Source organism: Halomonas sp. C10-5 (genome assembly GCF_057169305.1).
In genome coordinates this window covers 1,261,683-1,286,822 of sequence record NZ_CP175665.1, presented here as the reverse complement: position 1 = coordinate 1,286,822, position 25,140 = coordinate 1,261,683, and the positions used below count along the sequence as shown (strand labels likewise).

At 65.2% G+C, this 25,140-nt stretch carries 22 protein-coding genes; 12 read left to right on the top strand and 10 right to left on the bottom strand.

The annotated features are described in order from the left end of the window. The first annotated feature begins 242 nt into the window (after positions 1 to 242). From ACJ7IV_RS06035 to ACJ7IV_RS06020, 4 genes are all read left to right on the top strand, one after another. Positions 243 to 1,148 (top strand): LysR family transcriptional regulator, encoded by a 906-nt coding sequence (locus ACJ7IV_RS06035; RefSeq protein ID WP_483866210.1) that lies wholly within the window; start codon positions 243 to 245, stop codon positions 1,146 to 1,148. A 116-nt stretch (positions 1,149 to 1,264) separates the two neighbouring features. Then, complete coding sequence (locus ACJ7IV_RS06030; RefSeq protein WP_483866550.1) at positions 1,265 to 2,509, top strand: hypothetical protein; 1,245 nt, start codon at positions 1,265 to 1,267, stop codon at positions 2,507 to 2,509. A gap of 66 nt (positions 2,510 to 2,575) precedes the next feature. Continuing rightward, positions 2,576 to 2,770, top strand: a complete 195-nt coding sequence (locus tag ACJ7IV_RS06025; RefSeq protein WP_483866209.1) for a hypothetical protein — start codon at positions 2,576 to 2,578, stop codon at positions 2,768 to 2,770. After that, positions 2,760 to 3,095 (top strand): type II toxin-antitoxin system PemK/MazF family toxin, encoded by a 336-nt coding sequence (locus ACJ7IV_RS06020; protein ID WP_483866208.1) that lies wholly within the window; start codon positions 2,760 to 2,762, stop codon positions 3,093 to 3,095. Before ACJ7IV_RS06025 ends, ACJ7IV_RS06020 begins: the two co-directional genes overlap by 11 nt. Positions 3,096 to 3,124: 29 nt before the next feature. Here the strand turns inward: ACJ7IV_RS06020 and ACJ7IV_RS06015 are convergent, their stop codons facing one another. Then, positions 3,125 to 3,643, bottom strand: a complete 519-nt coding sequence (locus ACJ7IV_RS06015; protein ID WP_483866207.1) for a zinc ribbon-containing protein — start codon at positions 3,641 to 3,643, stop codon at positions 3,125 to 3,127. A gap of 133 nt (positions 3,644 to 3,776) precedes the next feature. Here ACJ7IV_RS06015 and ACJ7IV_RS06010 point away from each other — a divergent pair, with 133 nt between their 5' ends. Next, the gene (locus ACJ7IV_RS06010; protein ID WP_483866206.1) at positions 3,777 to 4,922 is read left to right on the top strand and encodes an RNA-guided endonuclease InsQ/TnpB family protein; all 1,146 of its coding nucleotides are present in this window, start codon (positions 3,777 to 3,779) and stop codon (positions 4,920 to 4,922) included. Between the two features lie 54 nt (positions 4,923 to 4,976). Here ACJ7IV_RS06010 and ACJ7IV_RS06005 read toward each other — a convergent pair whose 3' ends face one another. After that, a complete protein-coding gene (locus ACJ7IV_RS06005) occupies positions 4,977 to 6,386 on the bottom strand; it encodes an IS1182 family transposase (protein ID WP_483866205.1) in 1,410 nt (469 codons plus the stop codon). 497 nt (positions 6,387 to 6,883) lie between these two features. Between ACJ7IV_RS06005 and leuS the strand changes: the two genes are divergently transcribed. From leuS to ACJ7IV_RS05975, 6 genes are all read left to right on the top strand, one after another. Then, complete coding sequence (gene leuS, locus ACJ7IV_RS06000; protein WP_483866204.1) at positions 6,884 to 9,478, top strand: leucine--tRNA ligase; 2,595 nt, start codon at positions 6,884 to 6,886, stop codon at positions 9,476 to 9,478. Between the two features lie 26 nt (positions 9,479 to 9,504). Then, positions 9,505 to 9,984 carry an LPS-assembly lipoprotein LptE gene (locus ACJ7IV_RS05995; protein ID WP_483866203.1) on the top strand — a complete coding sequence of 160 codons (480 nt, stop codon included), beginning with the start codon at positions 9,505 to 9,507 and terminating at the stop codon, positions 9,982 to 9,984. A 156-nt stretch (positions 9,985 to 10,140) separates the two neighbouring features. Next, positions 10,141 to 11,199 carry a DNA polymerase III subunit delta gene (holA, locus tag ACJ7IV_RS05990; protein ID WP_483866202.1) on the top strand — a complete coding sequence of 353 codons (1,059 nt, stop codon included), beginning with the start codon at positions 10,141 to 10,143 and terminating at the stop codon, positions 11,197 to 11,199. A gap of 156 nt (positions 11,200 to 11,355) precedes the next feature. Then, the gene (locus tag ACJ7IV_RS05985; protein WP_483866549.1) at positions 11,356 to 11,748 is read left to right on the top strand and encodes a PA2779 family protein; all 393 of its coding nucleotides are present in this window, start codon (positions 11,356 to 11,358) and stop codon (positions 11,746 to 11,748) included. 12 nt (positions 11,749 to 11,760) lie between these two features. Further along, entirely contained in the window at positions 11,761 to 12,735 is a 975-nt protein-coding gene (locus ACJ7IV_RS05980; protein ID WP_483866201.1) for a PA2778 family cysteine peptidase, read from the top strand. Further along, positions 12,732 to 13,166: a DUF488 domain-containing protein gene (locus ACJ7IV_RS05975; RefSeq protein ID WP_483866200.1), complete on the top strand. Its 435-nt coding sequence runs from the start codon at positions 12,732 to 12,734 to the stop codon at positions 13,164 to 13,166. The genes ACJ7IV_RS05980 and ACJ7IV_RS05975 overlap by 4 nt, the downstream gene beginning before the upstream one ends. A 72-nt stretch (positions 13,167 to 13,238) precedes the next feature. Here ACJ7IV_RS05975 and nqrM read toward each other — a convergent pair whose 3' ends face one another. From nqrM to ACJ7IV_RS05935, 8 genes are all read right to left on the bottom strand, one after another. Next, positions 13,239 to 13,493: a (Na+)-NQR maturation NqrM gene (gene nqrM, locus ACJ7IV_RS05970; RefSeq protein WP_161432789.1), complete on the bottom strand. Its 255-nt coding sequence runs from the start codon at positions 13,491 to 13,493 to the stop codon at positions 13,239 to 13,241. A gap of 209 nt (positions 13,494 to 13,702) precedes the next feature. Next, a complete protein-coding gene (nqrF, locus tag ACJ7IV_RS05965) occupies positions 13,703 to 14,935 on the bottom strand; it encodes an NADH:ubiquinone reductase (Na(+)-transporting) subunit F (protein WP_483866199.1) in 1,233 nt (410 codons plus the stop codon). Between the two features lie 66 nt (positions 14,936 to 15,001). Then, positions 15,002 to 15,619, bottom strand: coding sequence for an NADH:ubiquinone reductase (Na(+)-transporting) subunit E (nqrE, locus tag ACJ7IV_RS05960; RefSeq protein WP_213312538.1), 618 nt, complete (start codon positions 15,617 to 15,619; stop codon positions 15,002 to 15,004). A 1-nt stretch (position 15,620) separates the two neighbouring features. Beyond that, positions 15,621 to 16,289 (bottom strand): NADH:ubiquinone reductase (Na(+)-transporting) subunit D, encoded by a 669-nt coding sequence (locus ACJ7IV_RS05955; protein ID WP_483866198.1) that lies wholly within the window; start codon positions 16,287 to 16,289, stop codon positions 15,621 to 15,623. A gap of 2 nt (positions 16,290 to 16,291) precedes the next feature. Further along, the gene (locus ACJ7IV_RS05950; RefSeq protein WP_483866197.1) at positions 16,292 to 17,110 is read right to left on the bottom strand and encodes a Na(+)-translocating NADH-quinone reductase subunit C; all 819 of its coding nucleotides are present in this window, start codon (positions 17,108 to 17,110) and stop codon (positions 16,292 to 16,294) included. After that, a complete protein-coding gene (locus ACJ7IV_RS05945) occupies positions 17,110 to 18,336 on the bottom strand; it encodes an NADH:ubiquinone reductase (Na(+)-transporting) subunit B (protein ID WP_483866196.1) in 1,227 nt (408 codons plus the stop codon). Before ACJ7IV_RS05945 ends, ACJ7IV_RS05950 begins: the two co-directional genes overlap by 1 nt. Then, positions 18,336 to 19,685, bottom strand: coding sequence for a Na(+)-translocating NADH-quinone reductase subunit A (locus tag ACJ7IV_RS05940; RefSeq protein ID WP_483866195.1), 1,350 nt, complete (start codon positions 19,683 to 19,685; stop codon positions 18,336 to 18,338). The genes ACJ7IV_RS05945 and ACJ7IV_RS05940 overlap by 1 nt, the downstream gene beginning before the upstream one ends. Before the next feature lie 274 nt (positions 19,686 to 19,959). After that, positions 19,960 to 21,423 carry a glyceraldehyde-3-phosphate dehydrogenase gene (locus ACJ7IV_RS05935; RefSeq protein WP_483866194.1) on the bottom strand — a complete coding sequence of 488 codons (1,464 nt, stop codon included), beginning with the start codon at positions 21,421 to 21,423 and terminating at the stop codon, positions 19,960 to 19,962. A 210-nt stretch (positions 21,424 to 21,633) separates the two neighbouring features. On the opposite strand from ACJ7IV_RS05935, the gene mfd reads away from it, so the two are divergent. Next, entirely contained in the window at positions 21,634 to 25,083 is a 3,450-nt protein-coding gene (mfd, locus tag ACJ7IV_RS05930) for a transcription-repair coupling factor (RefSeq protein ID WP_483866193.1), read from the top strand. The last annotated feature ends 57 nt before the right edge of the window (positions 25,084 to 25,140 follow it).

Here is a 25,140-nt window from a genome sequence, read left to right as displayed (position 1 = left end):
GTCGAAAGTAACAAGTGGCAAATCACCACTTGCCACTTTTTACTTGTCACTCATGCCCTGACCGCTTGGCCGCTTGGCCGCTTGGCCGCTTGGCCGCTTGGCCGCTTGGCCGCTTGGCCGCTTGGCCGCTTGGCCGCTTGGCCGCTTGGCCGCTTGGCCCAAGTCTCCCGCCCCTCGTCCATAAAATCAATTCATGTTATTTATGTTATGCATTCCCATATGGAATCCATAACGGAGGCGCCGTGGATACCCAGAGCCTGCAGGCCTTCCTCGCCGTGGCGGAGAGCGGCAGCTTCTCGCGTGCCGCCGAGCAGCTGCACCTCACCCAGCCGGCAGTGAGCAAGCGCATCGCCGTGCTCGAGGGCCAGGTCGACGCCCGGCTGTTCGACCGCATCGGCCGGCGCGTCACCCTCACCGAGGCCGGACGTGTGCTGCTGCCCCGTGCCCGCGAGATCCTGATGATGGTGAACGACAGCCGCCGGGCGCTGGGCAACCTCGCCGGCGCGGTGGGCGGCAGCCTGACCCTGGCCACCAGCCACCATATCGGCCTGCACCGCCTGCCGCCGCTGCTCAAGGCCTACACCCGGGCCCATCCCGACGTGCGCCTCGACCTGCACTTCCTCGACTCCGAGGAGGCCTACCAGGGGGTGCTGGATGGCTCGCTGGAGATCGCGGTGGTGACCCTGGCGCCGCATCCGCACGCCCAGCTCGAGGTGGTGCCGGTGTGGATCGACCGCCTCTGCTTCGTGTGTGCCCACGACCACCCGCTGGCACGCCGAGCCCGGCTGGGACTCGACGAGCTGTGCGACTTCGACGCCGTGCTCCCCGGACCGCTGACCTTCACCCGGGGCCTGATCGAGGCGCGTTTCGAAGCCGCCGGCCTGCACCTGCCGGTGGCGCTCTCCACCAACTACCTGGAGACCCTGAAAATGATGACCGCCATCGGCCTGGGCTGGAGCCTGCTGCCCGAGCGACTGGTGGCGGACGAGCTGCATGAGCTCGAGGTCGAGCAGCCGCCGATCTACCGGCCGCTGGGCTATCTGGTGCACCGCAACAGGACGCTCTCCAACGCGACCCGGGCCATGCTCGAGCAGCTCGAGGCGGCACGTGAACCCGACGCGCGAACCTGGTCCCGCGGAATTGGTTAGACTGCTCACTTGACCGCCAGGAGCCTCTCGACGTGCCCCACTCCGCTTCCCTTCCGACGCCGCTGCGTCATTCTCTCGCCGGCGGCCTGATCCTGGCCGGCCTGGTGCTGCAGATCATGCGCCTTGCCGGGCTGCCCGTGGCGCTCCCGGCGGTCAGCGTCGCCTTCTGGCTGGCGGTGGGCCTGCTGTGGCCCGACTTGAAGCGCGGCAATCGTCGCCAGGCGACCATCCTGGCAGGACTGGGGGTTACACTGCTGCTTGCCGCGGCGCTGTTCCACGAAGCCGAGATTGCCTGGGTACATCTGCTGGATGGCAACAGCTACGTGGTGGCCATGCTGGTCGGAGTGAGCTTCATCGGGCTGATCGGCACCCGCCAGGGGCATGCGCCGCCCCCCGGCAGCGCGCTGACCGGCCGACGCGGGACCGTCAGCACCTGGCTCGGGGTGCATATGCTCGGCGCGATCCTCAACCTCTCCACGGTGTTCATGGTCGGCGACCGCCTGCGTCGCCATGGCGAGCTCTCCCTGCCGCAGCTCTTGGCCCTCAATCGCGGCCTCTCCAGCGCCGCGCTGTGGTCGCCCTTCTTCGCCTCCATGGGGGTGGTGATGACCCTGGCACCGCAGATGAACTATGCCACCATCCTCGCCTTCGGCCTGCCCCTGGGCCTGGCCGCCGGCACCCTGTCGCTGCTCGACCTGTCACGCCGCTTTGACCTGGATACAGTGGCAGGCTACTCGCTGTCGCCCAGGAGCCTGCTGATGCCGGTGGCCATGGCCAGCCTGGTGATGCTGTTCCACTACGGCCTGACACCTTGGCTCTCCATCGTCAGCATCATCACCTTCCTGCTGCCCGGCGTGGCGCTGGCCAGCAACCTGCCCCGTGGCCCGCGCTGGACCCTGCAGCGGGTGCGTGGCCATACCCTTGAGCGACTGCCGGCGATGCGCGGCGAGATCTCGCTGTTCCTCTGTGCGGGGCTACTCACCCAGGGGCTTTCGGCCTTCATCACGGCCGCCACCGGCAGCGACTGGCAGCTGTTCGAGCACTTCGCGGCCCCCCAGGCCGTCGCCAGCTTCCTGGCCATCGTGGCCAGCGCCGTGGCCGGGTTGCATCCGATTATCGGCGTCTCGGTACTGGCCTCGATGCTGGAGCTTTCGGGCGACCGCCAGACGCTGTTCGCCTTCATCGCCCTGGCCGCCTGGGCGGTAGGCACCTCGGTGGGGCCACTCTCCGGCATCAACCTGTCGCTGCAGGGGCGCTACGGCATCAGCGGCACGCGCATGATGCGCCACAACCTGGGCTACGCCGCCGCCCTCTCCGCGCTGGTAGTGGCAGGAATAGTGCTGATGGATGCGTGGCTCTAGGAAAGTGGCCCGCGCACTAGGTGATATACTAAAAAAGTGTCTGCGACGCCTGGGGAGAGATGCCAAATGGATACTGCCGAGAAGATCATCGAAGAGCTACGACTCCTTCCTCAAGACCGCCAGCAGGAGGTCCTCGACTTCGCGCACTTCCTGCGCGAGCGTCTGGAGAATGAGCAGCAGAAGAACTTCATGGCGGCTCAGCAGACCAGCCTCGCGAACGACTGGGACAGCACCGAAGACGAGATATGGAATGACGCTTGAGCAAGGCGATATCGTCCTGATCCCGTTTCCCTACACGGACCTTACCAGTCATAAACGACGGCCCGTGGTGCTGTTGGGCGCGCCTGACGAGAGAGGCGACTTCCCGTGCCTTGCCATCACTTCCCGCCAGCAGCATACCCAAGCCGTCGCTCTCGACCCGTCACACATGCAGCAAGGTCAACTGCCCAAACCGAGCTGGGTTCGCACTGGCAAGGTCTACACGCTGAACGAATCCCTTGTCGCCAAGCACTTCGGCCGCCTCACCGAGACCGCCCTGCGACTGGTACATAGCGACTTTTGCATGAGGATGGGCTGCCGACGCTGACAGCCCATCCCCTTGGGACCACCGTGGCGTTAGCGGGACACCCGCCGGAAGTAGCGATGTCCGCACTGGTGACAGGGTTCGATGCGAGTCATCTCGGGCAGCTCCACCTCGGCATCGCAGTGCACGCAGGCGAGCCGGCCGGGCACCGCCATCTCGCCCTCGCAGTAGTCGGCACGTGCCGCCTCGAGATCTTCCTCGAAGCGCTCCCGCTCCACTACGCTGCGGTCGGCAATGGAGAGCAGCGACTCGCTGACCTTGCGCGACAGCGCCGAAAGATCGATGCCGAGCCAGGCCGCCACGCCCTCGCCACCGGCACTCAGGTAGCGCCGCATGTCCTTGAGATCGCGCTCCACCCAGGCGCGCAGCAGGGAGAGCTCGTCCTTGGTGAAGTCCTCGAGCTCGGACTCGAACTCCACGGCGTCGTCCAGCTCCTTCTGCAGGTTCTCCCAGGTCAGCTCATGGGCACCCTCACGAAGGCGGTCCAGCATGCGCTCATAGCCGTCCCGTAGGCGATGATCCTGGGGATCCTTGGGGTCTGTCTCACTCATCAAGTTTTACGCGAGATACCCGGTATTTTAAGTGCCGGGAGGGATAGCGCGTCGTCCGCAAGGACGACCCTGTTCTCGCTGCCTCCTTCTCTAATGGTTGCTATCTTTACATGTTTGTTTATACAGTAAGCGTATGACGAAACGCGCGTACCGATACCGCTTCTATCCGACGCCTGAGCAAGAACAGCTTCTTGCTCGGACGTTTGGCTGTGTGCGTTTCGTCTACAACGCGGTGCTTCGCTACCGCACCGATGTCTTCCATGAGCGGCGCGAAAGAATTGGCTATGTGGCCGCGAACGCTGAGCTGTCGCGGATGAAGAAGTCCAGCGACACCGCGTTTCTCAACGAGGTCAGCTCGGTGCCACTTCAGCAGTGCCTTCGCCACCAACAGACAGCCTTCAAGAACTTTTTCGAAGGCCGAGCCAAGTACCCGAACTTCAAGAGCAAACGACACCGCCAGTCGGCGGAGTTCACGCGCTCGGCGTTCAAGTACCACGATAGCCAACTGTTTCTTGCCAAGTGCAAGGACCCGCTCCCGGTGCGCTGGAGTCGCGAGCTGGCCAGCGAACCGACTACCATCACCGTGTCCAAGGACTCGGCAGGCCGCTACTTCGTCGTGTGCCTGTGCGAGTTCGACCCCGAGTCGCTGCCCGTGACCCCGAAAATGGTGGGCATCGACCTCGGCCTGAAAGACCTGTTCGTCACCAGCGACGGGCATCGAATCGGCAATCCCCGCCACACGGCGAAGTACGCGACCCGTCTGGCCAAGGCCCAACGTCGGCTGAGCAGGAAGACGCTCGGCTCGAAGAACCGTGCCAAGGCCAGGCAGAAGGTCGCCCGCCTTCACGCCAAAATCTCCGATTGCCGGATGGACCGCTTGCACAAGCTGTCCCGCCAGATCGTCAACGAGAACCAAGTGATCTGCGTCGAGTCCCTCAAGGTGAAGAACATGCTGCACAACCGCTCGCTGGCCAAATCGATCAGCGATGCCGGCTGGGGCGAGTTCGTCCGGCAACTGGAGTACAAAGCAGCCTGGGCGGGCCGGCAGGTGTCGGCGATCGACCCGTGGTATCCCTCCAGCAAGCGCTGCTCCGGCTGCGGGCATGTGATGCCTGAGATGCCGTTGCAGGTTCGTGCCTGGACGTGCCCCGAATGCGCAGCGGAACACGACCGCGACATCAATGCCGCGGTCAACATCAAAGCCGCCGGGCTGGCGGTGTTAGCCCTTGGAGAGAATGTAAGCGGCATGGAGCCAGCCTCTGTGTCCGATTCTCGGTGAATTGGGAATCTCCGTCCTTCAGAGGGTGTCGCAAATCGCTTAACGATTCATGACTCAACAGGTCCTCTGCGATGTCGAGGGTTGGCACGACACGATGCCGTACACCCGGGTAGCCAAGATCATTTTCCTTGCCAGGCAAGCTTCCCCCAGGCATCTCCACCAGAGAGCCCATAGGAGACGGTAAAGACTCAGCGCTACAGCGCGAGCCACGTTGTAGGCCAGGGCATGCAAGGCAAACTCGCGTTTAACGCCAGCCAGCCCTCGGCGCCGGAAGCGCGACAGCCCCTGTTGCTGGCGTAGTAGTGAAAACACCGGCTCGACCATGGCCTTTCGCTGTCGAAATACGGTCTGGGCACCCGGGTGGGTCATGATCTGCTGCAGAGCCAGGCGTATCTCGTCTTCCGGGTAGCGCTTGATTCGGCGTCCCCGGGTCGAACGGGTACAGGCGGTGCGTTGTGGGCAGGCCGTGCAGCTGTCACTGGCGTAGACCGTCTGTTCACGCGAGCGTGCCGAGGCTCGTGTATGACCGATGCGCTGAAGCCGTTGCCCTGCCGGGCATATGTAGACATCCTGATCGGCATCGTAGGCGAACTGGCTTTTATGATATAGGCCACCCACCTTGTCCGTGGTACTGGGCTTGGGCGGGCAAAGCAGGCTGACATCACGAGCCAGTGTCGCCTCAATGACGCCATCGTCAAAATAGCCCGCATCCAGCAGCAGCTCACGCTGGTCCTCGGATGCCACGCGCTCACTTTGATCGAGCAGCTCTCCGACCACGCGTGTCTCACTCGTGGGGTCGATGGCATGTGCCACGATGATGCGCGCCTCATTGGCCAGGACGGAGGGCGTGTAAGCCGGCGCAAAGCCGCGCCCTCGCTTCTGACGCTGTATCGCGGCCTCTGGCTCCGTGGGGCTGACGCGTACCGTATCGACACGCTTGCCGTGGCGCCGTCGTGCCGCGATCCGCGCGTCAAGAACCTGTTCACAGGCCTGCGCCCTCTCCAACTGCTGCCGCGTCTCATCCTGTTGCTCGGGAGAGGCCTGTTGATGGCCCCTCTGGGCTTCACTGACTCGAGCACGCACCGCCTCGTCTTTGAGCAGACGGTAGTGAGAACAGGCCGCTTCAACCACGGTTCCATCACCGGCCAGGCATGCGGTCGAGGTTCCTGTCCTGGCCAGAACGGTGCGTGTCAGCGCTTCGAAAAACTCCTGTGACAGTGCCTGCTCATGCAGGCAGATAAAGCGTCCGATGTTGGCATGATCGGGGGCAATACCTCCGGTCACCCACATAGCCCCCAGGTCGACACGTGCCAGCCGCTCCAGCGAACGCAACGACGAAACCCCGTGCATGATCCCGTAGAGAATCAACCCCATCATCGCGCGTGGCGCATAGGGCGCGCGCCCCGTGGCCGCATAGCGATCCTCGAAGGGCCTCCAATCCTGGGCATCCAACAGGTCGGCCACCACAAAAGGAGCGTGAACCCCTGACTGCCGTAGATGGACTTCAAGCGGTGTCATGCCCAGGAAAATGGCTGTGGCATCACCTTGTATGAAACGCCGTCCTGACGAGGCTGCTGAGACGCGAGAAGACGGAGGGGCAGAAGCAGGTGAAGTCTGAAAAAGCGAGAACTGTCTATCATCGGGCGTGGGCATGCATGCGGTCGACACGGTAAGCTCTCAGGCAGATAGAATGATCATCTTACGGCTTCTCCCCTTTCGCGACACCCTCTTCAGGGCGGGGAGCAGTCAAGTTGCTCTCCTCGTGTACGGATAGGGCGCGTCTGCCGGCCATAGCCGGGCAAGGCCGTGCTGGGGTATCCTCTGCCTACCATTTAGACGACTTCCCGCCGTCAGTTCAACGCCTTGTCGCCAGCATGCACAGGGAACATGACGCCGGACAAGCCATTCGAGCGTGCGCCTCCGGCGCGCCGAACCGACAGCCAAGGTACCCGTTGACAGCGATGGACGCACAGTACAAGCCCCAAGAGATCGAACGCGACGCCCAGCAGTTCTGGGACAAGAACCAGTGCTTCAAGGCGGTAGAGGATGCCAGCCGCGAGAAGTTCTACTGCCTGTCGATGTTCCCCTACCCCAGCGGCAAGCTGCACATGGGGCATGTGCGCAACTACACCATCGGCGACGTGGTCTCCCGCTATCAGCGCATGCAGGGCAGGAACGTGCTGCAGCCCATGGGCTGGGACGCCTTCGGCATGCCGGCGGAAAATGCGGCGATCCAGAATCAGGTACCGCCCGCCGAATGGACCTACGCCAACATCGACTACATGCGCAACCAGCTCAAGGCACTGGGCTTCGCCTATGACTGGAGCCGCGAGTTCGCCACCTGCGACCTGGACTACTATCGCTGGGAGCAGTGGTTCTTCGCCAAGCTGGTGGAGAAGGGGCTGGTCTACAAGAAGATGTCCACGGTCAACTGGGACCCCGTGGACCAGACCGTGCTGGCCAACGAGCAGGTCATCGACGGCCGCGGCTGGCGCTCCGGCGCTCTGGTGGAGCGCAAGGAGATCCCGCTGTGGTTCCTGCGCATTACCGACTACGCCGAGGAGCTGCTTGCCGACCTCGAGCGCATCGAGTGGCCCGAGCAGGTCAAGACCATGCAGCGCAACTGGATCGGCAAGTCCCGCGGTGTGGAGCTCAGCTTTGATATCAAGGCCGCTGACGGGAGTGCCTGCGAGCCCCTCTCGGTCTACACCACCCGCCCCGACACCCTGATGGGGGTCACCTATGTGGCCGTGGCCGCGGACCATCCGCTGGCGAAACAGGCCGCGGAGAGCAACTCGGCGCTTTCTGCCTTCCGCGAGGAGTGCGCCCAGGGCGGCACCTCCGAGGCCGAACTGGCCACCCGCGAGAAGAAGGGCATGCCCACCGGGCATGTGGCGGTGCACCCGCTCAGTGGCCGCGAGGTGCCGGTGTATGTGGCCAACTTCGTGCTGATGGAGTTCGGCACCGGTGCGGTGATGGCGGTGCCCGCCCACGACCAGCGCGACTGGGAGTTCGCCACCAAGTATGGCATCCCCATCGAACCGGTGATCGCCGATGCCAGCGGCCAGGCCCCGGACCTCTCCGCGGGCGCCCATGACGAGCACGGCATCCTGATCAACTCCGGCGAATTCGACGGCCTGGACTTCGAGGCGGCCTTCGATGCCATCGCCGCTCGACTCGCCGAACTCGGCCGCGGCGAGGTCAAGACCAATTACCGCCTGCGTGACTGGGGCGTGGCTCGCCAGCGCTACTGGGGGGCACCGATCCCGGTGAAATATGGCCCCGAAGGGCAGACCGCACCGCTTTCCGACGCGGAACTTCCGGTGGCCCTGCCCATGGAGGTCACCGTGGATGCCACCGGCTCGCCGCTCAAGCGCATGCCGGAGTTCTCCGAGCTGGGCGACGGCTGGGTGCGCGAGACCGACACCTTCGACACCTTCATGGAGTCCTCCTGGTACTTCGCGCGCTTCTGCTGTGCCGACAACCAGGAGGCGATGCTCGACGAGCGCGCCGACTACTGGCTGCCGGTGGACCTGTACATCGGCGGCATCGAGCACGCCATCCTGCACCTGCTCTACGCGCGCTTCTTCACCAAGCTGATGCGCGACCTGGGCCTGGTCAACGTCGATGAGCCCTTCCAGCGCCTGCTCACCCAGGGCATGGTGATCGCCGAGACCTTCTACCGGGAGGCGCCCAACGGTGCCAAGCAGTGGTTCAACCCCGTCGACGTCGAGGTCAAGCGTGACGACAAGGGCCGCCCGGTGAGCGCCGTGCTCATCGAGGATGGCCAGCCGGTGGAGATGGGCGGCATCGAGAAGATGTCCAAGTCGAAGAACAACGGCGTCGACCCGCAGTCGATGATCGAACGCTTCGGCGCCGACACCGTGCGCCTGTTCATGATGTTTGCCGCCCCCCCGGAACAGTCACTGGAGTGGTCCGACGCCGGCGTCGAGGGCGCCCACCGCTTCCTCAAGCGCCTATGGCGCCTGGTTGGCGAGCACCTCGAGGCGGGCGAGCCCGGCCGGCTCGAGGTCGATGCCCTCGACGACGCCCAGCGCGAACTCCGCCGCAAGACCCATGAAACCATCAAGAAGGCCGGCGACGACATCGGCCGGCGCACCACCTTCAATACCGCCATCGCCGCGGTGATGGAGCTGACCAACGCCATCGGGCACTTCCACAAGCAGAGTACCAGCCCCTCGCCCCTGGACCTGGCCGTAGCCCGCGAGGCGGTGGAGGCCTGCGTACTGCTGCTCGCCCCCATCACACCGCATGCCTGCCATGCGCTGTGGTCGGCGCTGGGCCATGCGGAACCGGCGATCGACGCCCGCTGGCCTGAGGTCGACGAGAGCGCCCTGACCCGCGACACCATCGAGCTGGTGGTGCAGGTCAACGGCAAGCTGCGGGCGCGCATCGAGGTACCTGCCGATGCCGACAAGGCCGCGGCCGAGGCCGAGGCCTTCGCCGCCGAGAACGTCCAGCGCCACACCGAGGGCAAGACGGTCCGCAAGGTGATCGTGGTGCCGGGCAAGCTGGTCAATATCGTGGTGGGCTGACCCCGCCGCGACACAGGGAGCGACCCATGCAGCGACGCACCTTCCTTACCCTGAGCCTGGTCGGCGGTGCCGGCCTGGCCCTCGCCGGCTGCGGTTTTCGTCTGCGCGGCCTCGACAGCCCCTCGGCCCCGCTGAGCGAGCTCGCCCTGGCGGGGCCCGACAGCGACCTGGCGCGGCTCGCCGAACGGCGCCTGACTGCCGCCGGCACCCGGGTGCATGCCGGCGCCGCGCTGACCCTCAACCTGGGCCAACCCGAGTTCCGCCAACGCCGCCTGAGCGTGCTGGACTCCGGCCCCCGCGACGAGGAGATGCAGCTCGTCGCCCCCTTCTCGGTGCAGCGCGCCGATGGTGCCTATCTGCTCGACCAGCAGCGCCTTGAGGTCAGCCGCGGCTACAGCGTGGATGATGGCGACCTCCTGGGCCGCGAGCAGCGCCGCGACGAGGCTCGGGAGGCGCTGCTCGAGGAAGCCGTGCGTCAGCTGATGGAACGGCTGCGCTCACTATAGATTCCAAAGCTTGAGATACCGGGAAAGGGGCGCCGGGGACAGGTCGGAGAGGAGGTCCTATGCCAGGGATGGCATCGGTAGCGCCCAGGGAGGGGTTCACAGCGCCTCCTCGCAGACCTGTGCCCGGATCAGCCCCGTTGGCAAAGGATACACTCGTTGAAAGTCTTCCCAGACAAACTGGCCGATGCCCTGGCGAAGAAGCTGCCCCCGGTGGTGATCGTCGCCGGTGAAGAACCGCTGCAGCATATGGAAGCCTGCGATGCCGTGCGCGCCGCTGCCCGCGAGCGCGGCATCGAGGAACGCGAGGTCCTGCATGTGGAGGGCAACTTCGCCTGGGGACGCCTGCACGAGACCTCGGCCAGCCTGTCGCTGTTCGCCAGCGCCAAGCTGATCGAGCTGCGCCTGTCCGGCAGCAACCTGGGCCAGGAGGGCGCCAAGGCCCTCAGGGCCTACGCCGAGGAGATGAAAGGCAGCGACAACGTGCTGCTTTTGGCCATGGGCAAGCTCGACTTCCGCCAGCAGAAGAGCGCCTGGTTTCAGGCCCTCGACAAGGCGGGACTCTTCGTGCCGGTGTGGCCGGTGGACGTCTCGCGGCTGGGGTTCTGGCTGCGCGACCGGGCCACTCGCCACGGCCTCAACCTCGACCTGGACGCCGCACGCCTGCTGGGCGAACGCACCGAAGGGAACCTGCTGGCCGCCGACCAGGAGCTGCAGAAGCTTGCCCTGCTGCTGCCCCAGGGCAGCCGGGTCGGGCCGCGGGATGTCGCCGGCGGCGTGGAGGACAGCGCCCGCTTCGACGTCTTCACCCTGGTGGATGCCTGCCTCAAGGGCGAACGCTCGCGAGTCGCTCGCATCATGGCCGGCCTCGCCGGCGAGGGTGTGGAGCCCCCCATCGTGCTGTGGGCCCTGACTCGGGAGCTTCGCACCCTGCTCTCGCTGCATCAGCATCTCGACCAGGGCCAGAGCTTCGACCACGCCTGCAAGGCCCAGAAACCCAGCATCTTCGAGAAACGCCGCCCCGCCTACCAGCAGGCCCTCGGCCGCCTGCCGGTGAAGCGCCTGCACAAGCTGCTGCTGTTCGCCCAGCGCCTGGATCTCTCCATAAAAGGTGCCGCCGCCCTTCCGCTACAGGACGGCCTCCACGACCTGGCGCTGACACTCGCCGGCGGCCGCGGCCTGCTCGCCGAACTGCCCTCCTCCTACCGAATCGGCTGAGATCCCATTCGTTGACGGGCAAGGGTATGAAATCGAACGCCATTTCGTCCTATACTGGGCAGGCATCATCGTGACGCCACACACAGTCGCCAGGACGCGACACGTGGATCATCCTGGAGCCGGAAGCCCACTCAAAGAAGAAGGAACACCGACATGATGAAGAAGATCTGCCGTTTCCTCAGCCCGCTGCTGATCGCCGCCCTGGTGCTGGGCAGCCTGCCGGTCGCCGCTGCCCCCTCACCCGCCGGCGGCATGATCACTACCCAGGACGCCCTCTCCGCCGAGCGCGCCCAGTCCGATCGCGAGCGGATTCACGCCGTACTGGCACGGGATGACGTTCGCGATCAGCTGGTCGCCCAGGGTGTGGATCCCGCCGAGGTCGAGGCCCGTGTCGCCGCCCTCTCCGACGCCGAAGCCGCCCAGATGGCCGACCAGCTCGAGGAGCTCCCCGCCGGTGCCAGCGTGGTCGGCGCACTGTTCGCCGTCTTCGTGATCCTGCTGGTGACCGACATCCTCGGCCTGACCAACGTCTTCCCCTTCACTCGCTGAATGGGTGCCAGCATGATCGACTGCCCTGAACGGCAGCCGACCAGCGACAGGAACGCCCGCCCAGCGGGCGTTCTTGCGTTGGTGCTGATGCTGCTGTTGCTCGCCGGCTGTGCCTCGACACCCCGGCTCGATGACACCACCCGACAGGCCGTAGCACCCAGGGTGCTGCTCGACGATGTCCCCTTCCATGGCCAGCGCGACTACCAGTGCGGGCCGGCCTCCCTGGCCATGACGCTGCAGCACGACGGCGTCGAAACCGACGTCGACACGCTGATTCCCCAGGTCTTCACCCCCGGTCGCGAAGGCAGCGTACAGCCCGAGATGCTGGCCACGGTGCGCCGTCACGGGCGGATTCCCTTTGTGATCGAAGGCCGCCTGGATGCCCTATTGACCGAACTCGATGCCGGCCACCCGGTGGTGGTGATGCAGAACCTCTCACTGCCTGCCTGGCCCGTGTGGCACTATGCCGTGGCCATCGGCTACGACCTGGAGGCCCGGGAGATGATCCTGCATAGCGGCATGGAGGCACAGCGGGTTGAGTCCTTCCGCCCCTTCGACGCCACCTGGGCGCGCAGTGACCGCTGGGCCTTCGTGGCGCTGTCACCGGGGCAGCTGCCGGCCACCATCTCCCCCCAGGCCGCCCTGCAGGCCATCGGCGACTTCGAGGGAGTCCGTGGGGCCGAGGCGGCGCTGCCCGCCTGGGAGGCGCTCTCCCGACGCTTCCCCGACCACGCCATGGCACACTTCGCACTGGGTAACGCGCGCCACACCGCCGCGGATCTCGAGGGCGCCATTAGCGCCTTCCGGGATGCGGTAGCGGCGGATGCCACCCTCGCCCCGGCCTGGCTCAACCTGGGTCTCGCCCTGGACTCGGCAGAACGCAGAGACGAGGCCATGGAAGCTCTCGAGCGTGCCGCGGCGCTGCCCGGACGCTGGCAAGAACGCAGCCGCGAGGCGCTTGCACGCGTGAGCGGGTGGTCATCATGAGCTACCGGATCGGACTAAAACGAGTCTATCAGTCGGTAGCAGATGAGGATGGTGCGCGAGTGCTGGTCGACCGCCTCTGGCCCCGCGGACGCCGCCGCGAGGCGCTGGCCCTCGATGAGTGGTACCGGGACGCCTCGCCGAGCCCCACGCTGCATCGCCAGTACCGCCAGGGCGAGATCAGCGAAGGCGTTTTCGCCGTGCGCTACCGCGGCGAACTGCGCGACCACCCCGAGCGGCTGGTGCCACTGATGCGCCTCGCCCGCCGCGGCCAGCTGACCCTGCTGACCGCGGAGCGCGACATCGAGGCCTCACCCCTGCCGACCCTGCGCGACTGGCTGCTTTTCGTGCTGCGCGAGGAGGACGCTGCGGACATCGAACCCGCTTCACCGCCCTGCTTCGCTCACGAGCTGCGGGACGATCGGAACCCGTAGCCTCCTGACGAGAAGGCCCCCGGTGGCTTTCGCAACCGGGGGCCAAGCACCTGAGAAAAAGGGCCTACATGATCAGCGACGGCTGGCGTCATACCCCAAGTCGGCGCCGCGACTCTCGTCGCTGCGGCGACGGGCACTGCCGGCCTTGCGATTCTCCTCCTCGCACACCTCGTCCTTGCCGCCACAGATCTCGCAGCCATCCTTGAGGCCGAGCTGGTTGAGGCCGCCGCAGGAGCCGGCGATGGGCTTGCGACCCATGATCACGCCGACGGCCATGGCGGCCATGATCAGCAGCATGAAGGCGAAGGCGATAAGCCAGATAGTCATCAGGATCTCTCCTTGGGTGGGTGCCCCGGATGTGCGGGGCGAATTCCCGGATTCGTCTCTCTCTATGCCCTAGAGCCAATTACCTTTACTAGGGACAATGCATGGCGCCGCGCGTTCCGGGAGATGGACGAGCGATACGACCGATATGCCCCATACAGCGGGGGCCGGCCTCTTGGCCGGCCCCCGTTGCCGCCTGACGGCGAGTGGGATCATCCGCCGAAGTCGTCCAGCAGGATGTTCTCGGGCTCCACCCCGAGATCGAGCAGCAGCTTGATCACCGAGGCGTTCATCATGGGCGGCCCGCACATGTAGTACTCGCAGTCCTCGGGGGCCGGGTGGTCCTTGAGGTAGTTCTCGTAGAGGACATTGTGGATGAAGCCAGTGGGGCCTTCCCAGTTGTCCTCGGGCTGCGGGTCGGACAGCGCCAGGTGCCACTCGAAGTTGTCGTGCTCCTCGGCCAGCTTGTCATACTCCTCGTTGTAGAAGGTCTCGCGCCAGGAACGCGCACCGTACCAGAAGGAGATCTTGCGCTTGGAGTTGAGGCGCTTGAGCTGGTCGAAGATATGGCTGCGCATCGGCGCCATGCCGGCACCACCACCGATGAAGACCATCTCGGCATCAGTGTCCTTGGCGAAGAATTCGCCGAAGGGCCCCATCACGGTGACCTTGTCACCCGGCTTCAGGCTGAAGACGTAGGTGGACATCAGGCCCGGGGGGTGATCGGTGTTGGGCGGCGGAGTGGCGATACGGATGTTGAACTTGAGGATGCCCTTCTCTTCCGGGTAGTTCGCCATGGAGTAGGCGCGGATGACTTCCTCGTTGTTCTTGTGGGAGATGTTGAACAGGCCGAACTTCTCCCAATCGCCCCGGTACTCCTCCTCGATGTCGAAATCCTTGAAGGCGATGTCGTAGGGCGGCGCCACCAGCTGCACATAACCACCGGCGCGGAAGGCGACTTCCTCACCCTCGGGCAGCTTGAGGTTGAGCTCCTTGATGAAGGTGGCGACGTTGGGGTTCTCGATGACCTCGCATTCCCACTTCTTGACGCCGAAGACCTCCTCGGGGACCTCGATCTTCATGTCCTGCTTCACCGGCACCTGGCAGGAGAGACGCCAGCCCTCCTTCTTCTCGCGCATGGTGAAGTGGGACTCCTCGGTGGGCAGGATGGCACCGCCGCCCTCCTCCACACGACACTTGCACTGCGCACAGGAGCCACCGCCGCCGCAGGCGGAGGAGAGAAAGATGCCGTTGGCGGCCAGGGTGTTGAGCAGCTTGCCCCCGGCCTGGGTGGTGATGGTGTTTTCGGGATCACCGTTGACCTCGATCTGCACGTCACCGGTGCTGACCAGCCTGCTGCGGGCGGCCAGGATGATCAGCACCAGGCCGATCACGACCACGGTGAACATGACCACACCGAGCAAGATAAGTGATGTATCAACCATGTCGGTTTCCTATTGCTTGCGTTGCCTGGCACCCGGCGCCGCGGCGCCGGGCAAGGACGACCTGCTTCAGAGCTGGATGCCGGAGAAGGACATGAAGCCCAGCGACATCAGGCCCACCGTGATGAAGGTGATGCCCAGGCCCTGCAGGGAGCCGGGAACGTCGCTGTACTTGAGCTTCTCGCGGATACCGGCCAGGGCGGTGATGGCCAGTGCCCAGCCAACGCCGGAGCCGAAACCATAAACCACCGATTCGCCGAAGTTGTAGTTACGCTCGACCATGAACAGCACGCCACCCAGGATGGCGCAGTTCACGGTGATCAGCGGCAGGAACACGCCCAGGGCGTTGTAGAGCGCCGGCACGTACTTGTCGAGGAACATCTCCAGGATCTGCACCAGGGCGGCGATGACGCCGATGTAGCTGAGCAGGCCCAGGAAGGAGAGGTCGATATTCTCGGCACCGCTGATGCCGGTCCAGGAGAGCGCACCTTCCGAGAGCAGGAAGGTGTAGACCAGGTTGTTGACCGGCACAGAGATAGAGAGCACCACGATCACGGCGATGCCCAGGCCGAAGGCCGCGGAGACCTTCTTGGACACGGCGATGAAGGTGCACATGCCGAGGAAGAATGCCAGGGCCAGGTTCTCGACGAAGACCGAGGCAACGAAAAGGCTAATATAGTGTTCCATGTTACACGGCCTCCTTCGGTTCGGTGTTGGCCTTCATCTTGAACTCGTTCTCCTCGACCTGCTCCGGGTTCAGGCTGCGCAGCACCCAGATGATCATGCCGATGATGAAGAACGCGGAGGGCGGCAGCAGCAGCAGCCCATTGGGCACGTACCAGCCACCATCCTGCACCGGCTGCAGCACGGTGAAGCCGAACACGCTGCCGGAACCGAACAGTTCACGGATGAAGCCCACGGTCATCAGGATGAAACCGTAGCCGAGACCGTTGCCGATGCCATCCAGGAAGGAGAGCTTCGGGCTGTTCTGCATGGCGAAGCCTTCGGCACGCCCCATCACGATGCAGTTGGTGATGATCAGACCGACGAACACCGAAAGCTGCTTGGACATCTCGTAGGCATAGGCCTTGAGGATCTGATCCACCACGATCACCAGCGAGGCGATGATGGTCATCTGCACGATGATACGGATGGAAGACGGAATGTGATGACGGATCAGCGACACGAACAGGTTCGAGAAGGCCGTCACGAAGATCACCGCGCAGGTCATGACCAGCGACACGCTCATGCTGGTCGTCACCGCCAGGGCCGAACAGATGCCCAGCACCTGCAGCGCGATGGGGTTGTTCTTGAACAGCGGCGTCGTCAGGACGCCTTTCGGAGTTGCATCCGCCATGATCAGGCTCCTTCCGCTTCGAGTTCGACGTCGGCATCCTGGGCCTCGTCCTGGCTCAAGCCAGTGCGGAACTTGGCCAGGTAGTCACCGAAGCCTTCCGGGCTCAGCCAGAACTGCAGCATGTTGGTGACGCCGTTGCTGGTCAGGGTCGCGCCGGAGAGGGCATCAACCTCGTTCTCGCCACTGGCGCCGCCCTTGGTCAGGTGGATCGCCGGGGCGAGCGCATCCTCGCCGCCATAGATCTCCTTGCCTGACCACTGGGCCTGCCAGCGCGGGTTGTTGACCTCGCCGCCCAGTCCCGGAGTCTCGGCATGCTCGTAGTAGGTGATGCCAACGATGGTGTTGCCGTCACCCTCCACTGCGAGGAAGCCGCGCATCAGGCCCCACAGGCCCTGTCCCCGGATCGGCAGGATGATCTGCTCGGGGTCATCCGGATCGCCCACCAGATAGACGGTCGAGAAGTTCTCGACGCGGGTCAAGCCTGCCGGATCCTTCTCGCCCGAGAGGGTGCGCGAAGCTGCCGGGTCGCGGCGCGACTCGAAGGCGTTGTAGGTAGCCGGGTCGTGCTCCTCGGAGTACTCGCCGGTCTCCAGGTTGACCACCCGCGGGGTGATGCTGGACTCGAAGGCCTCGTTCACATCCATGCCGGACTCGTAGAGGTCGGCGACGTTGAGGATGTTGGTCTTGCGATCCAGCTCCTGGTTGAACTGCTGCTTCGAGCGCAGTGCCACCGCGGCGGTAGAGACGATGACCGAACACACGATGCAGAGTGCGAACGCCACCGTCAGGATCTTCTTGATGGAGTTGTTGCTCTGTGCCATCAGGCTGTCTCCTCGGCCGGCACACCGGTGCGCTTGAGTCGGCGCTTGATGTTGGCCTGAACAAAGATATGGTCGATGAGCGGCGCGAACAGGTTGGCGAACAGGATCGCCAGCATGATGCCCTCGGGGAAGGCGGGGTTCACGACGCGGATCAGCACGGTCATGACACCGATCAGGGCGCCGAAGATCAGCCGGCCCTGGTTGGTCATGGAAGCGGAGACCGGGTCGGTGGCCATGAACACCATGCCGAAGGCGAAGCCGCCCAGCACCAGATGCCAGTACCAGGACATCGCGAACATCGGGTTGCTGTCGGAGCCGATCAGGTTGAACAGCGCGCTGGTCGCCACCATGCCCAGGAAGACGCCGAGCATGATTCGCCAGGAGGCGATGCCGGTCCACAGCAGCACCGCGGCGCCGATCAGGATCGCCAGGGTCGATGTCTCGCCCACGGAGCCCGGGATGAAGCCGAGGAAGGCATCCCACCAGCTAAACTGCTCGGTCAGGGCGGCCATGCCGTCCTGGAAGGCGATGGAGAGCGCGGTGGCACCCGTGAAGCCATCGGCCGCCACCCACACCGCGTCACCCGAGATCTGTGCCGGATAGGCGAAGTAGAGGAAGGCACGGCCGGTCAGGGCCGGGTTGAGGAAGTTCTTGCCGGTACCACCGAAGATCTCCTTGCCGATCACGACACCGAAGGTGATACCCAGCGCCACCTGCCACAGCGGGATGGTAGCGGGCAGGATCAGCGCGTAGAGCACCGAGGTGACGAAGAAGCCCTCATTGACCTCATGGCCACGCTTGATGGCGAACAGCACTTCCCAGAAGCCACCGACCACGAAGGTCACCAGGTAGATGGGCAGGAAGTAGGTGGCGCCGAGCACGAAGTTGGCCCACAGGCTGTCCGGGTTGTGGCCGGAAGCCAGCAGCATCAGGATCGCTTCGCGCCAGCCGGCCATGGAGCCGTAACCCTCGGCGATGGCCGCGTTGGCCTGCCAGCCGGCATTCCACATGCCGAAGAACATCGCCGGGAAGGTGCACAGCCAGACGGTGATCATGATGCGCTTGAGGTCGACGCCGTCACGCACGTGGGCGGTAGTCTTGGCGACATCCGGGGGCGCATAGAAGATCGTGTCCACCGCTTCATAGAGCGGGTAGAACTTCTCGTACTTGCCGCCCTTGTGGAAGTGCGGCTCGAGATTGTCGAGTGTCTGTCGAATACCCATCATCAGGCCTCTTTCTCGATCGTGGTGAGGTTGTCACGCAGGATGGGACCGTACTCGTACTTGCCGGGGCACACGTAGGTGCACAGCGCGAGGTCCTCCTCGTCCAGCTCCAGACAGCCGAGCTGCATGGCGGTCTCGATATCACCGACGATCAGCGAGCGCAGCAGCTGTGTGGGCAGGATGTCCAGGGGCATCACCTGCTCGTAGGCACCCACAGGCACCATGGCGCGCTCGGAGCCGTTGGTCGAGGTGGTCGGCGCATAGTCCTTGAGGCCGGTCAGCCTGGAGAGATAGATGCCAAGCACCGAGTGGCGGTTCTTGCCCGCGGAGAGCCAGCCCATGAAGGCACGCTTGTTGCCCTCCTCGAGCAGGCTGACCTGATTATGGAAGCGACCCAGGTAGCGCAGGCTGCCCTCGCAGGTGAAACCGGAGAAGACCGAGCCGGAGATCACGCGGGTATCATCGGGGGCGACCACCTCACCGGCGAGCAGCTCCTCGGTGCTGGCACCGATCCGGGTACGCAGCAGACGCGGCTGCTCGGCGCGGGGACCGCCCACGGCCAGCACCCGGCTGACGTCCAGCCGACCTTCGGCGAACAGCTTGCCGAAGGCGATGACGTCCTGGTAGCCGATGTGCCAGACGCGCTTGTGCAGGGCGACGGGCGAAAGATAGTGGATATGGGTGCCCACCAGGCCTGCCGGGTGCGGACCAGCGAAGGTCTGGGCCTGCACGCCGTCGATGTTGCCGCCGGGAATGCTGCTGTCGGGGCCACTGCACAGGTAGACCTTGCCTTCGGTGAGACGGGTCAGGACCTTGAGACCATCCTCGAAGGCCTGGGTCTGCTCGTTGATCACCTTGGCGGGATCAGCGGCCAGCGGGTGGGTATCGATGGCAGTGACGAAGATATCGGCAGGCACGCTGTCGATGGCCGGGGTGCGCGAGTAGGGACGGGTACGCAGGGCGGTCCACAGGCCCGATTCGACCAGCTGGTCCACCACCACCTGGCGCTCGAGGCCGGCCAGCTTGTCGCGGCCGTGGGCAGTGAACTCGACGGCCTCCTCGGAGTCTGCGACCTGGATCACCACCGAGAGCAGGCGGCGCTTCTCCCCGCGATTGATGGCCACCACCTCACCGGCGGCCGGCGCCGTGAAGCGCACACCGTCGATCTTCTTGTCGGTAAACAGCAGCTGGCCAAGCTTGACGGTATCTCCCTCCTTGACCTCCATGGTCGGCTTCATGCCGACGTAGTCGGTGCCCAGGACCGCCACGTGACGCACCGGCCGCGCATCCTCGATACGCTGCTCGGGCGCTCCCGTGATGGGGAGATCCAGGCCTTTCTTGACTTCGATCATAGTCTCGCCCAGTTGATGGATCGGAAAAAGGTAAGGAAAGGGCCACGAGGCACGCCCGGCCCACCCTGAAAATCCACCCGATTATAAAGAGAAGGCAAGGGGATGGCCACCTGAGCAAAGGTCGCAAGAGGTGACTTGAGGCAAGGGAAAGATTGTCGCAGGGCGGGGTGAAACAGGAGGAGAAAGTGCTTGACCGAAAACGAGAAACCCCGCAGACATCGCATCTGCGGGGCTCCTGTCGCCTTGCCGCTGAGGTATGCGGCTGCCCGAGGGCTTAGGCGCTGGCGCGCGGCAGCTTGAGGAAGCTGACGTTGGACATGTGCTGCAGGATGCGGATCACCTGGCAGCTGTAGCCAAACTCGTTGTCGTACCAGACGTAGAGTACGGCGTTCTTGCCGTTGGCGATGGTCGCCTTGGCATCGACGATACCGGCATGGCGGTTACCGACGAAGTCCGTGGAGACCACCTCCGGGGAGTCGACATAGTCGATCTGCTTCTGGAACGGGGAGTCCAGCGACATGTGGCGCAGGAAGTCATTCAACGCCGCTGCGTCGGTCTCCTTCTCCAGGCGCAGGTTAAGGATCGCCATGGAGACATTGGGCGTCGGCACGCGGATGGCGTTGCCGGTCAGCTTGCCGGCAAATTCCGGCAGCGCCTTGGCGACGGCCTTGGCGGCACCGGTCTCGGTCAACACCATGTTGAGCGGGGCGCTGCGTCCGCGGCGATCGCCCTTGTGGTAGTTGTCGATCAGGTTCTGGTCGTTGGTGTAGCTGTGCACCGTCTCGACGTGACCATGCTCGACGCCGAACTCATCGTTGAGCACCTTGAGCACCGGGACGATGGCATTGGTGGTACAGGAGGCCGCGGAGATGATGCGGTCATCATCTCTCAGGTCATCATGGTTGATGCCGTAGACGATGTTCTTGATATCACCCTTGCCCGGTGCGGTGAGCAACGCCTTGGCCACCCCCTTGCACTGCAGGTGCTGGCCGAGGCCGGCCTCGTCGCGCCAGATGCCGGTGTTGTCGACCACCACGGCATTGTTGATGCCATAGGTGGTGTAGTCGACATCGGCCGGGGAGTCGGCGTAGACCACCTGGATGACGTTACCGTTGGCGGTGATGGTGCGCGCCTCGGCATCGACGCTGATGGTGCCGTCGAAGGGACCGTGCACGGAGTCGCGGCGCAGCAGGCTTGCCCGCTTCTCGAGGTCCTTGGCGATATCACCGCGACCACGCACCACGATGGCGCGCAGGCGAAGCAGGTTGCCGCCACCGGCCTTCTCCACCAGCACCCGGGCAAGGATGCGGCCGATGCGACCGAAGCCGTAGAGGACCACGTCCTTGGGCTCGCCGGTGCCGGCATTGGGGTCATGAGCGTCGACGATCTCGGCGAGCTCCTCGCGCAGGAAGGCCACGGCGTCGCCGCCACCGCGCTTCTTGAAGGCCACGCCCAGCTTGCCCACATCGACGTGGGCCGGCCCCAGGTTGAGCTCGGTCATCGCCTTGACAAGCGGATAGGTATCCTGCACGGAGAGTTCGGTTCCCTCTACCTTCCGCACGAAGCGATGGTCCTTCAGGATGCGGATCACGCTGCGATTGAACAGCGAGCGCCCGTAGAGGGTGGTGACCACGTTGTTGTGACGGTAGAGGCTACCGATCATCGGGATCATCTGCTCGGCAAGCGCCTGGTTGTCGTGCCATTCCTGGAAGACGGTATCGGAGGGTTGCTGACTCACGTGAGGCCTCACTGGTGGGATCAAAGGGTTCCCGGACATTATCCCGGGGCCGGGGTGCGGCGGCAATCGCTGGTTGGTCGCACCCGCTGTAGGTGGATTACAGGAACGGGCGTTTGACTACAAGAATCCGACGGGCTGGTATGATGGTCGACCGCGAGGAGCCACACAGGATCCGTCGGGCCGCGCCCGTCGACAGCCCAATACGAGACCATGCCGACATTCTCTCCGCTCGACCCACCGCGCCCGCAGGGGCTGCGCGAGACGCTCTACTGGCAGATGCCCCAGGGTAGCGCCGCGTCGCTGGCCCTGGCCCACCTGGCCAGCGATGCCCCGCTGCTGGTGATCACCGCCGATACTGCCCAGGCCCTGCGCCTGGAGAACGAGCTGAACTTCTTCAGCCGGGTACCGGTGCTGCCCTTCCCCGACTGGGAGACCCTGCCCTACGACAGCTTCTCCCCCCATCAGGACATCGTCTCCGCCCGGCTGCGCACCCTGCGCCGGCTGCAGGACGGCGAGCACGGCATCGTGCTGGTGCCGATCAACACCCTGATGCAGCGCCTGGCACCGGTCGAGTACATCGCCGGCCGGGTGCTCACCCTGGAGGTGGGCCAGACACTGGACCGAGAAGGCTTTCGCGACGCCCTCTCCCGCGCCGGCTACCGGGCCGTGGAGACGGTCTACGAACCCGGCGAATACGCCCTGCGTGGCGCCCTTATCGATCTCTTCCCGATGGGCGTGGAGGCGCCGTTGCGCATCGACCTGTTCGATGACGAGATCGACACCCTGCGCACCTTCGACCCCGACACCCAACGCAGTGCCGAGAAGGTCGAGCGAATCGAGCTCCTACCGGCCCACGAGTATTCCCTGTCACGAAGCGCCATCGCCTGCTTCCGCGAGGGCTTCGAGACGCTGTTCGACGTCGACCCGCGCCAGTGCCCGCTCTATGTGGACGCCCTCAAGGGCATCCCCTCCCCCGGCCTCGAGCAGTACCTGCCGCTGTTCTTCGAGGAGACGGCCACCCTCTTCGAGCATCTCGCCGAGGGGACCCGGGTAGCGCTGTTGCCGGAGTGCCTGGCCGCTGCCGAACACCACTGGGCGTCCATCGAGAGCCGCTTTGACAACCAGGGGGTCGACCCCACCCGACCATTGCTGCCACCCCATCGCGCCTTCGTGCCGGTGGCCGAACTGTTCGCCGCCATCAAGCGCCATCCCCGGGTGGAGCTGACCGAGGCGAGCGAGCATCGTCACGCCCTGGAGCCGGCCACCCAGGCGCCGCCCAGCGTGGGCATCAACGCGCGTGCCAGGGAGCCTCTGGCCCCCCTGTCACACTTCCTGGAGACCCGCGGCGACACCCGGGTGCTGTTCGTGGCCGAGTCCCGCGGCCGCCGGGAAGCCCTTGAGGAAGTCCTGGCGCCGCTGCGCCTGGAGCTGCCTCACGTCGAGGACTTTGCCGACTTCCTCGCCGCCGACAACCCCATCGCCATTACCGAGGGCGATATCGAGGCCGGGCTGTGGTTGACCGAGCCCAGGCTGGCGGTGATCAGCGAGTCCGAACTCTACGGTGAGGTGGTGCGCCAGAGCCGGCGACGCGAGAAGGCCACCGATGCCGACGAGCTGGCCGTTCGTCACCTCTCCGAGCTGCGCCCCGGCGCCCCGGTGGTCCACCAAGCCCACGGCGTGGGCCGCTACAAGGGGCTCGAGACACTCGAGGCCGGGGGGCAAGCCGCCGAGTTCGTCACCCTGGAGTACGCCAATGGCGCCCGGCTCTACGTGCCGGTGGAGAACCTGCACCTGATCTCGCGCTACGCCGGCGCCGACGACGAGCTCGCCCCGCTGCACCGACTGGGCTCCGACCAGTGGGAGAAGGCCAGGAAGAAGGCCGCCGAGAAGATCCGTGACACTGCCGCCGAGCTGCTCGACATCTATGCGCGCCGCGAGGCCCGCGAGGGGTTCGCCTGTGCACCGCCGGACGCCGAATACTCACGCTTCGCCGCCGCCTTCCCCTTCGAGGAGACCCCCGACCAGCGCGCCGCCATCGAGGCGGTGATCGCCGACATGAGCGCTCCGCGGCCCATGGACCGGGTGGTGTGTGGCGATGTGGGCTTCGGCAAGACCGAGGTGGCCATGCGCGCCGCCTTCCTGGCGGTTCATTCCGGCCGCCAGGTGGTGGTGCTGGTACCCACTACCCTGTTGGCCCGCCAGCACTACGAGAACTTCCGCGACCGCTTCGCCGACACCGCGGTCAATATCGAACTGATCTCACGCTTCACCGCAGGCAAGGGACAGGCCGCTTCCCTCAAGCGTATAGCGGAGGGGCAGGCAGACATCGTCATCGGCACCCACAAGCTGCTGTCGAAGTCCATGCAGCTACCCAAGATGGGCCTGCTGATCATCGACGAGGAGCACCGCTTCGGCGTGGCCCAGAAGGAGCGTCTCAAGAGCCTGCGCGCCGAGGTGGACATCCTCACCATGACCGCCACGCCGATTCCCCGCACGCTGAACATGGCAATGAGCGGCATCCGCGACCTCTCGATCATCGCCACGCCGCCGGCGCGCCGGCTGTCGGTGAAGACCTTCGTGCAGCGCCGCGAGGAGGCTGTGCTCAAGGAGGCGATCCTGCGCGAGATCCTGCGCGGCGGACAGGTCTACTTCCTGCACAACGAGGTCAAGACCATCGAGACCGCCGCCGAGACGGTGCGCGAACTGGTCCCGGAGGCCCGCGTCGGGGTGGCCCACGGCCAGCTGCCCGAACGTGCGCTGGAGCGGGTGATGTCGGACTTCTACCACAAGCGCTTCAACGTGCTGGTGTGCTCCACCATCATCGAGACCGGTATCGACGTGCCCAGCGCCAACACCATCCTCATCGAGCGTGCCGACAAGTTCGGCCTGGCCCAGCTGCACCAGCTGCGCGGCCGGGTCGGGCGCAGTCACCACCAGGCCTATGCCTATCTGCTGACTCCGCCGCCCAAGGCGATGACCCGGGACGCACTCAAGCGCCTGGAGGCGATCGGTGCGGCGGAGGACCTCGGTGCGGGCTTCACCCTGGCGAGTCACGACATGGAGATTCGCGGCGCCGGCGAGCTGCTCGGCGACGAGCAGAGCGGGCAGATGGAGGCGATCGGCTATGGCCTCTACATGGAGATGCTCGACCGCGCCGTGGCGGCCATCCGCGCCGGCAAGACGCCCAATATCGAGGCACCGCTCGACGAGGGCGTGGAGGTCAGCCTCAACCTGCCGGCCCTGATCCCGGACGACTACCTGCACGATGTCCAGCAGCGCCTGGTGATGTACAAGCGCATCAGCAGCGCCGCCGACGAGGCCGAGCTCAAGGAGCTGCAGGTGGAGATGATCGACCGCTTCGGCCTGCTGCCGGGCCCGGTGAAGACCCTGCTGCGCCAGACCCGACTGCGCCAGCGTGCCGAACGCCTGGGCATCACCCGCCTCGAGGCGGGCCCCGAGCGCGGCCGCGTCATATTCGGCGCCCACACCAGCGTCGACCCCTTGAGCCTGGTGGAGCTGATCCAGCGCGAGCCGGGCCGCTATCGCCTGGATGGCGCCGACACCCTGCGCTTCGAGGCCGCCATGGAGAACGAGGAGTCGCGCTTCCAGGCCGTGGAGCAGCTACTCGAACTCCTGAACCGCAAGGCCCAGGCAGCATGAGTACGGCGGTTCGCCATGCCGAGGTTCACATCGAGACCACTGGCGAACCGCCGACTT

What these genes read in the sequence shown, in the direction of transcription:
- ACJ7IV_RS06030 (WP_483866550.1), top strand. Translation starts at nt 1,265, where the DNA reads ATGCGCCTTGCCGGGCTGCCCGTGGCGCTCCCGGCGGTCAGCGTCGCC.
- ACJ7IV_RS06025 (WP_483866209.1), top strand. Translation starts at nt 2,576, where the DNA reads ATGGATACTGCCGAGAAGATCATCGAAGAGCTACGACTCCTTCCTCAA.
- ACJ7IV_RS06020 (WP_483866208.1), top strand. Translation starts at nt 2,760, where the DNA reads ATGACGCTTGAGCAAGGCGATATCGTCCTGATCCCGTTTCCCTACACG.
- ACJ7IV_RS06015 (WP_483866207.1), bottom strand. Translation starts at nt 3,643, where the DNA reads ATGAGTGAGACAGACCCCAAGGATCCCCAGGATCATCGCCTACGGGAC.
- ACJ7IV_RS06010 (WP_483866206.1), top strand. Translation starts at nt 3,777, where the DNA reads ATGACGAAACGCGCGTACCGATACCGCTTCTATCCGACGCCTGAGCAA.
- leuS (WP_483866204.1), top strand. Translation starts at nt 6,884, where the DNA reads ATGGACGCACAGTACAAGCCCCAAGAGATCGAACGCGACGCCCAGCAG.
- ACJ7IV_RS05995 (WP_483866203.1), top strand. Translation starts at nt 9,505, where the DNA reads ATGCAGCGACGCACCTTCCTTACCCTGAGCCTGGTCGGCGGTGCCGGC.
- ACJ7IV_RS05985 (WP_483866549.1), top strand. Translation starts at nt 11,356, where the DNA reads ATGAAGAAGATCTGCCGTTTCCTCAGCCCGCTGCTGATCGCCGCCCTG.
- ACJ7IV_RS05980 (WP_483866201.1), top strand. Translation starts at nt 11,761, where the DNA reads ATGATCGACTGCCCTGAACGGCAGCCGACCAGCGACAGGAACGCCCGC.
- ACJ7IV_RS05975 (WP_483866200.1), top strand. Translation starts at nt 12,732, where the DNA reads ATGAGCTACCGGATCGGACTAAAACGAGTCTATCAGTCGGTAGCAGAT.
- nqrM (WP_161432789.1), bottom strand. Translation starts at nt 13,493, where the DNA reads ATGACTATCTGGCTTATCGCCTTCGCCTTCATGCTGCTGATCATGGCC.
- nqrF (WP_483866199.1), bottom strand. Translation starts at nt 14,935, where the DNA reads ATGGTTGATACATCACTTATCTTGCTCGGTGTGGTCATGTTCACCGTG.
- nqrE (WP_213312538.1), bottom strand. Translation starts at nt 15,619, where the DNA reads ATGGAACACTATATTAGCCTTTTCGTTGCCTCGGTCTTCGTCGAGAAC.
- ACJ7IV_RS05955 (WP_483866198.1), bottom strand. Translation starts at nt 16,289, where the DNA reads ATGGCGGATGCAACTCCGAAAGGCGTCCTGACGACGCCGCTGTTCAAG.
- ACJ7IV_RS05950 (WP_483866197.1), bottom strand. Translation starts at nt 17,110, where the DNA reads ATGGCACAGAGCAACAACTCCATCAAGAAGATCCTGACGGTGGCGTTC.
- ACJ7IV_RS05945 (WP_483866196.1), bottom strand. Translation starts at nt 18,336, where the DNA reads ATGATGGGTATTCGACAGACACTCGACAATCTCGAGCCGCACTTCCAC.
- ACJ7IV_RS05940 (WP_483866195.1), bottom strand. Translation starts at nt 19,685, where the DNA reads ATGATCGAAGTCAAGAAAGGCCTGGATCTCCCCATCACGGGAGCGCCC.
- mfd (WP_483866193.1), top strand. Translation starts at nt 21,634, where the DNA reads ATGCCGACATTCTCTCCGCTCGACCCACCGCGCCCGCAGGGGCTGCGC.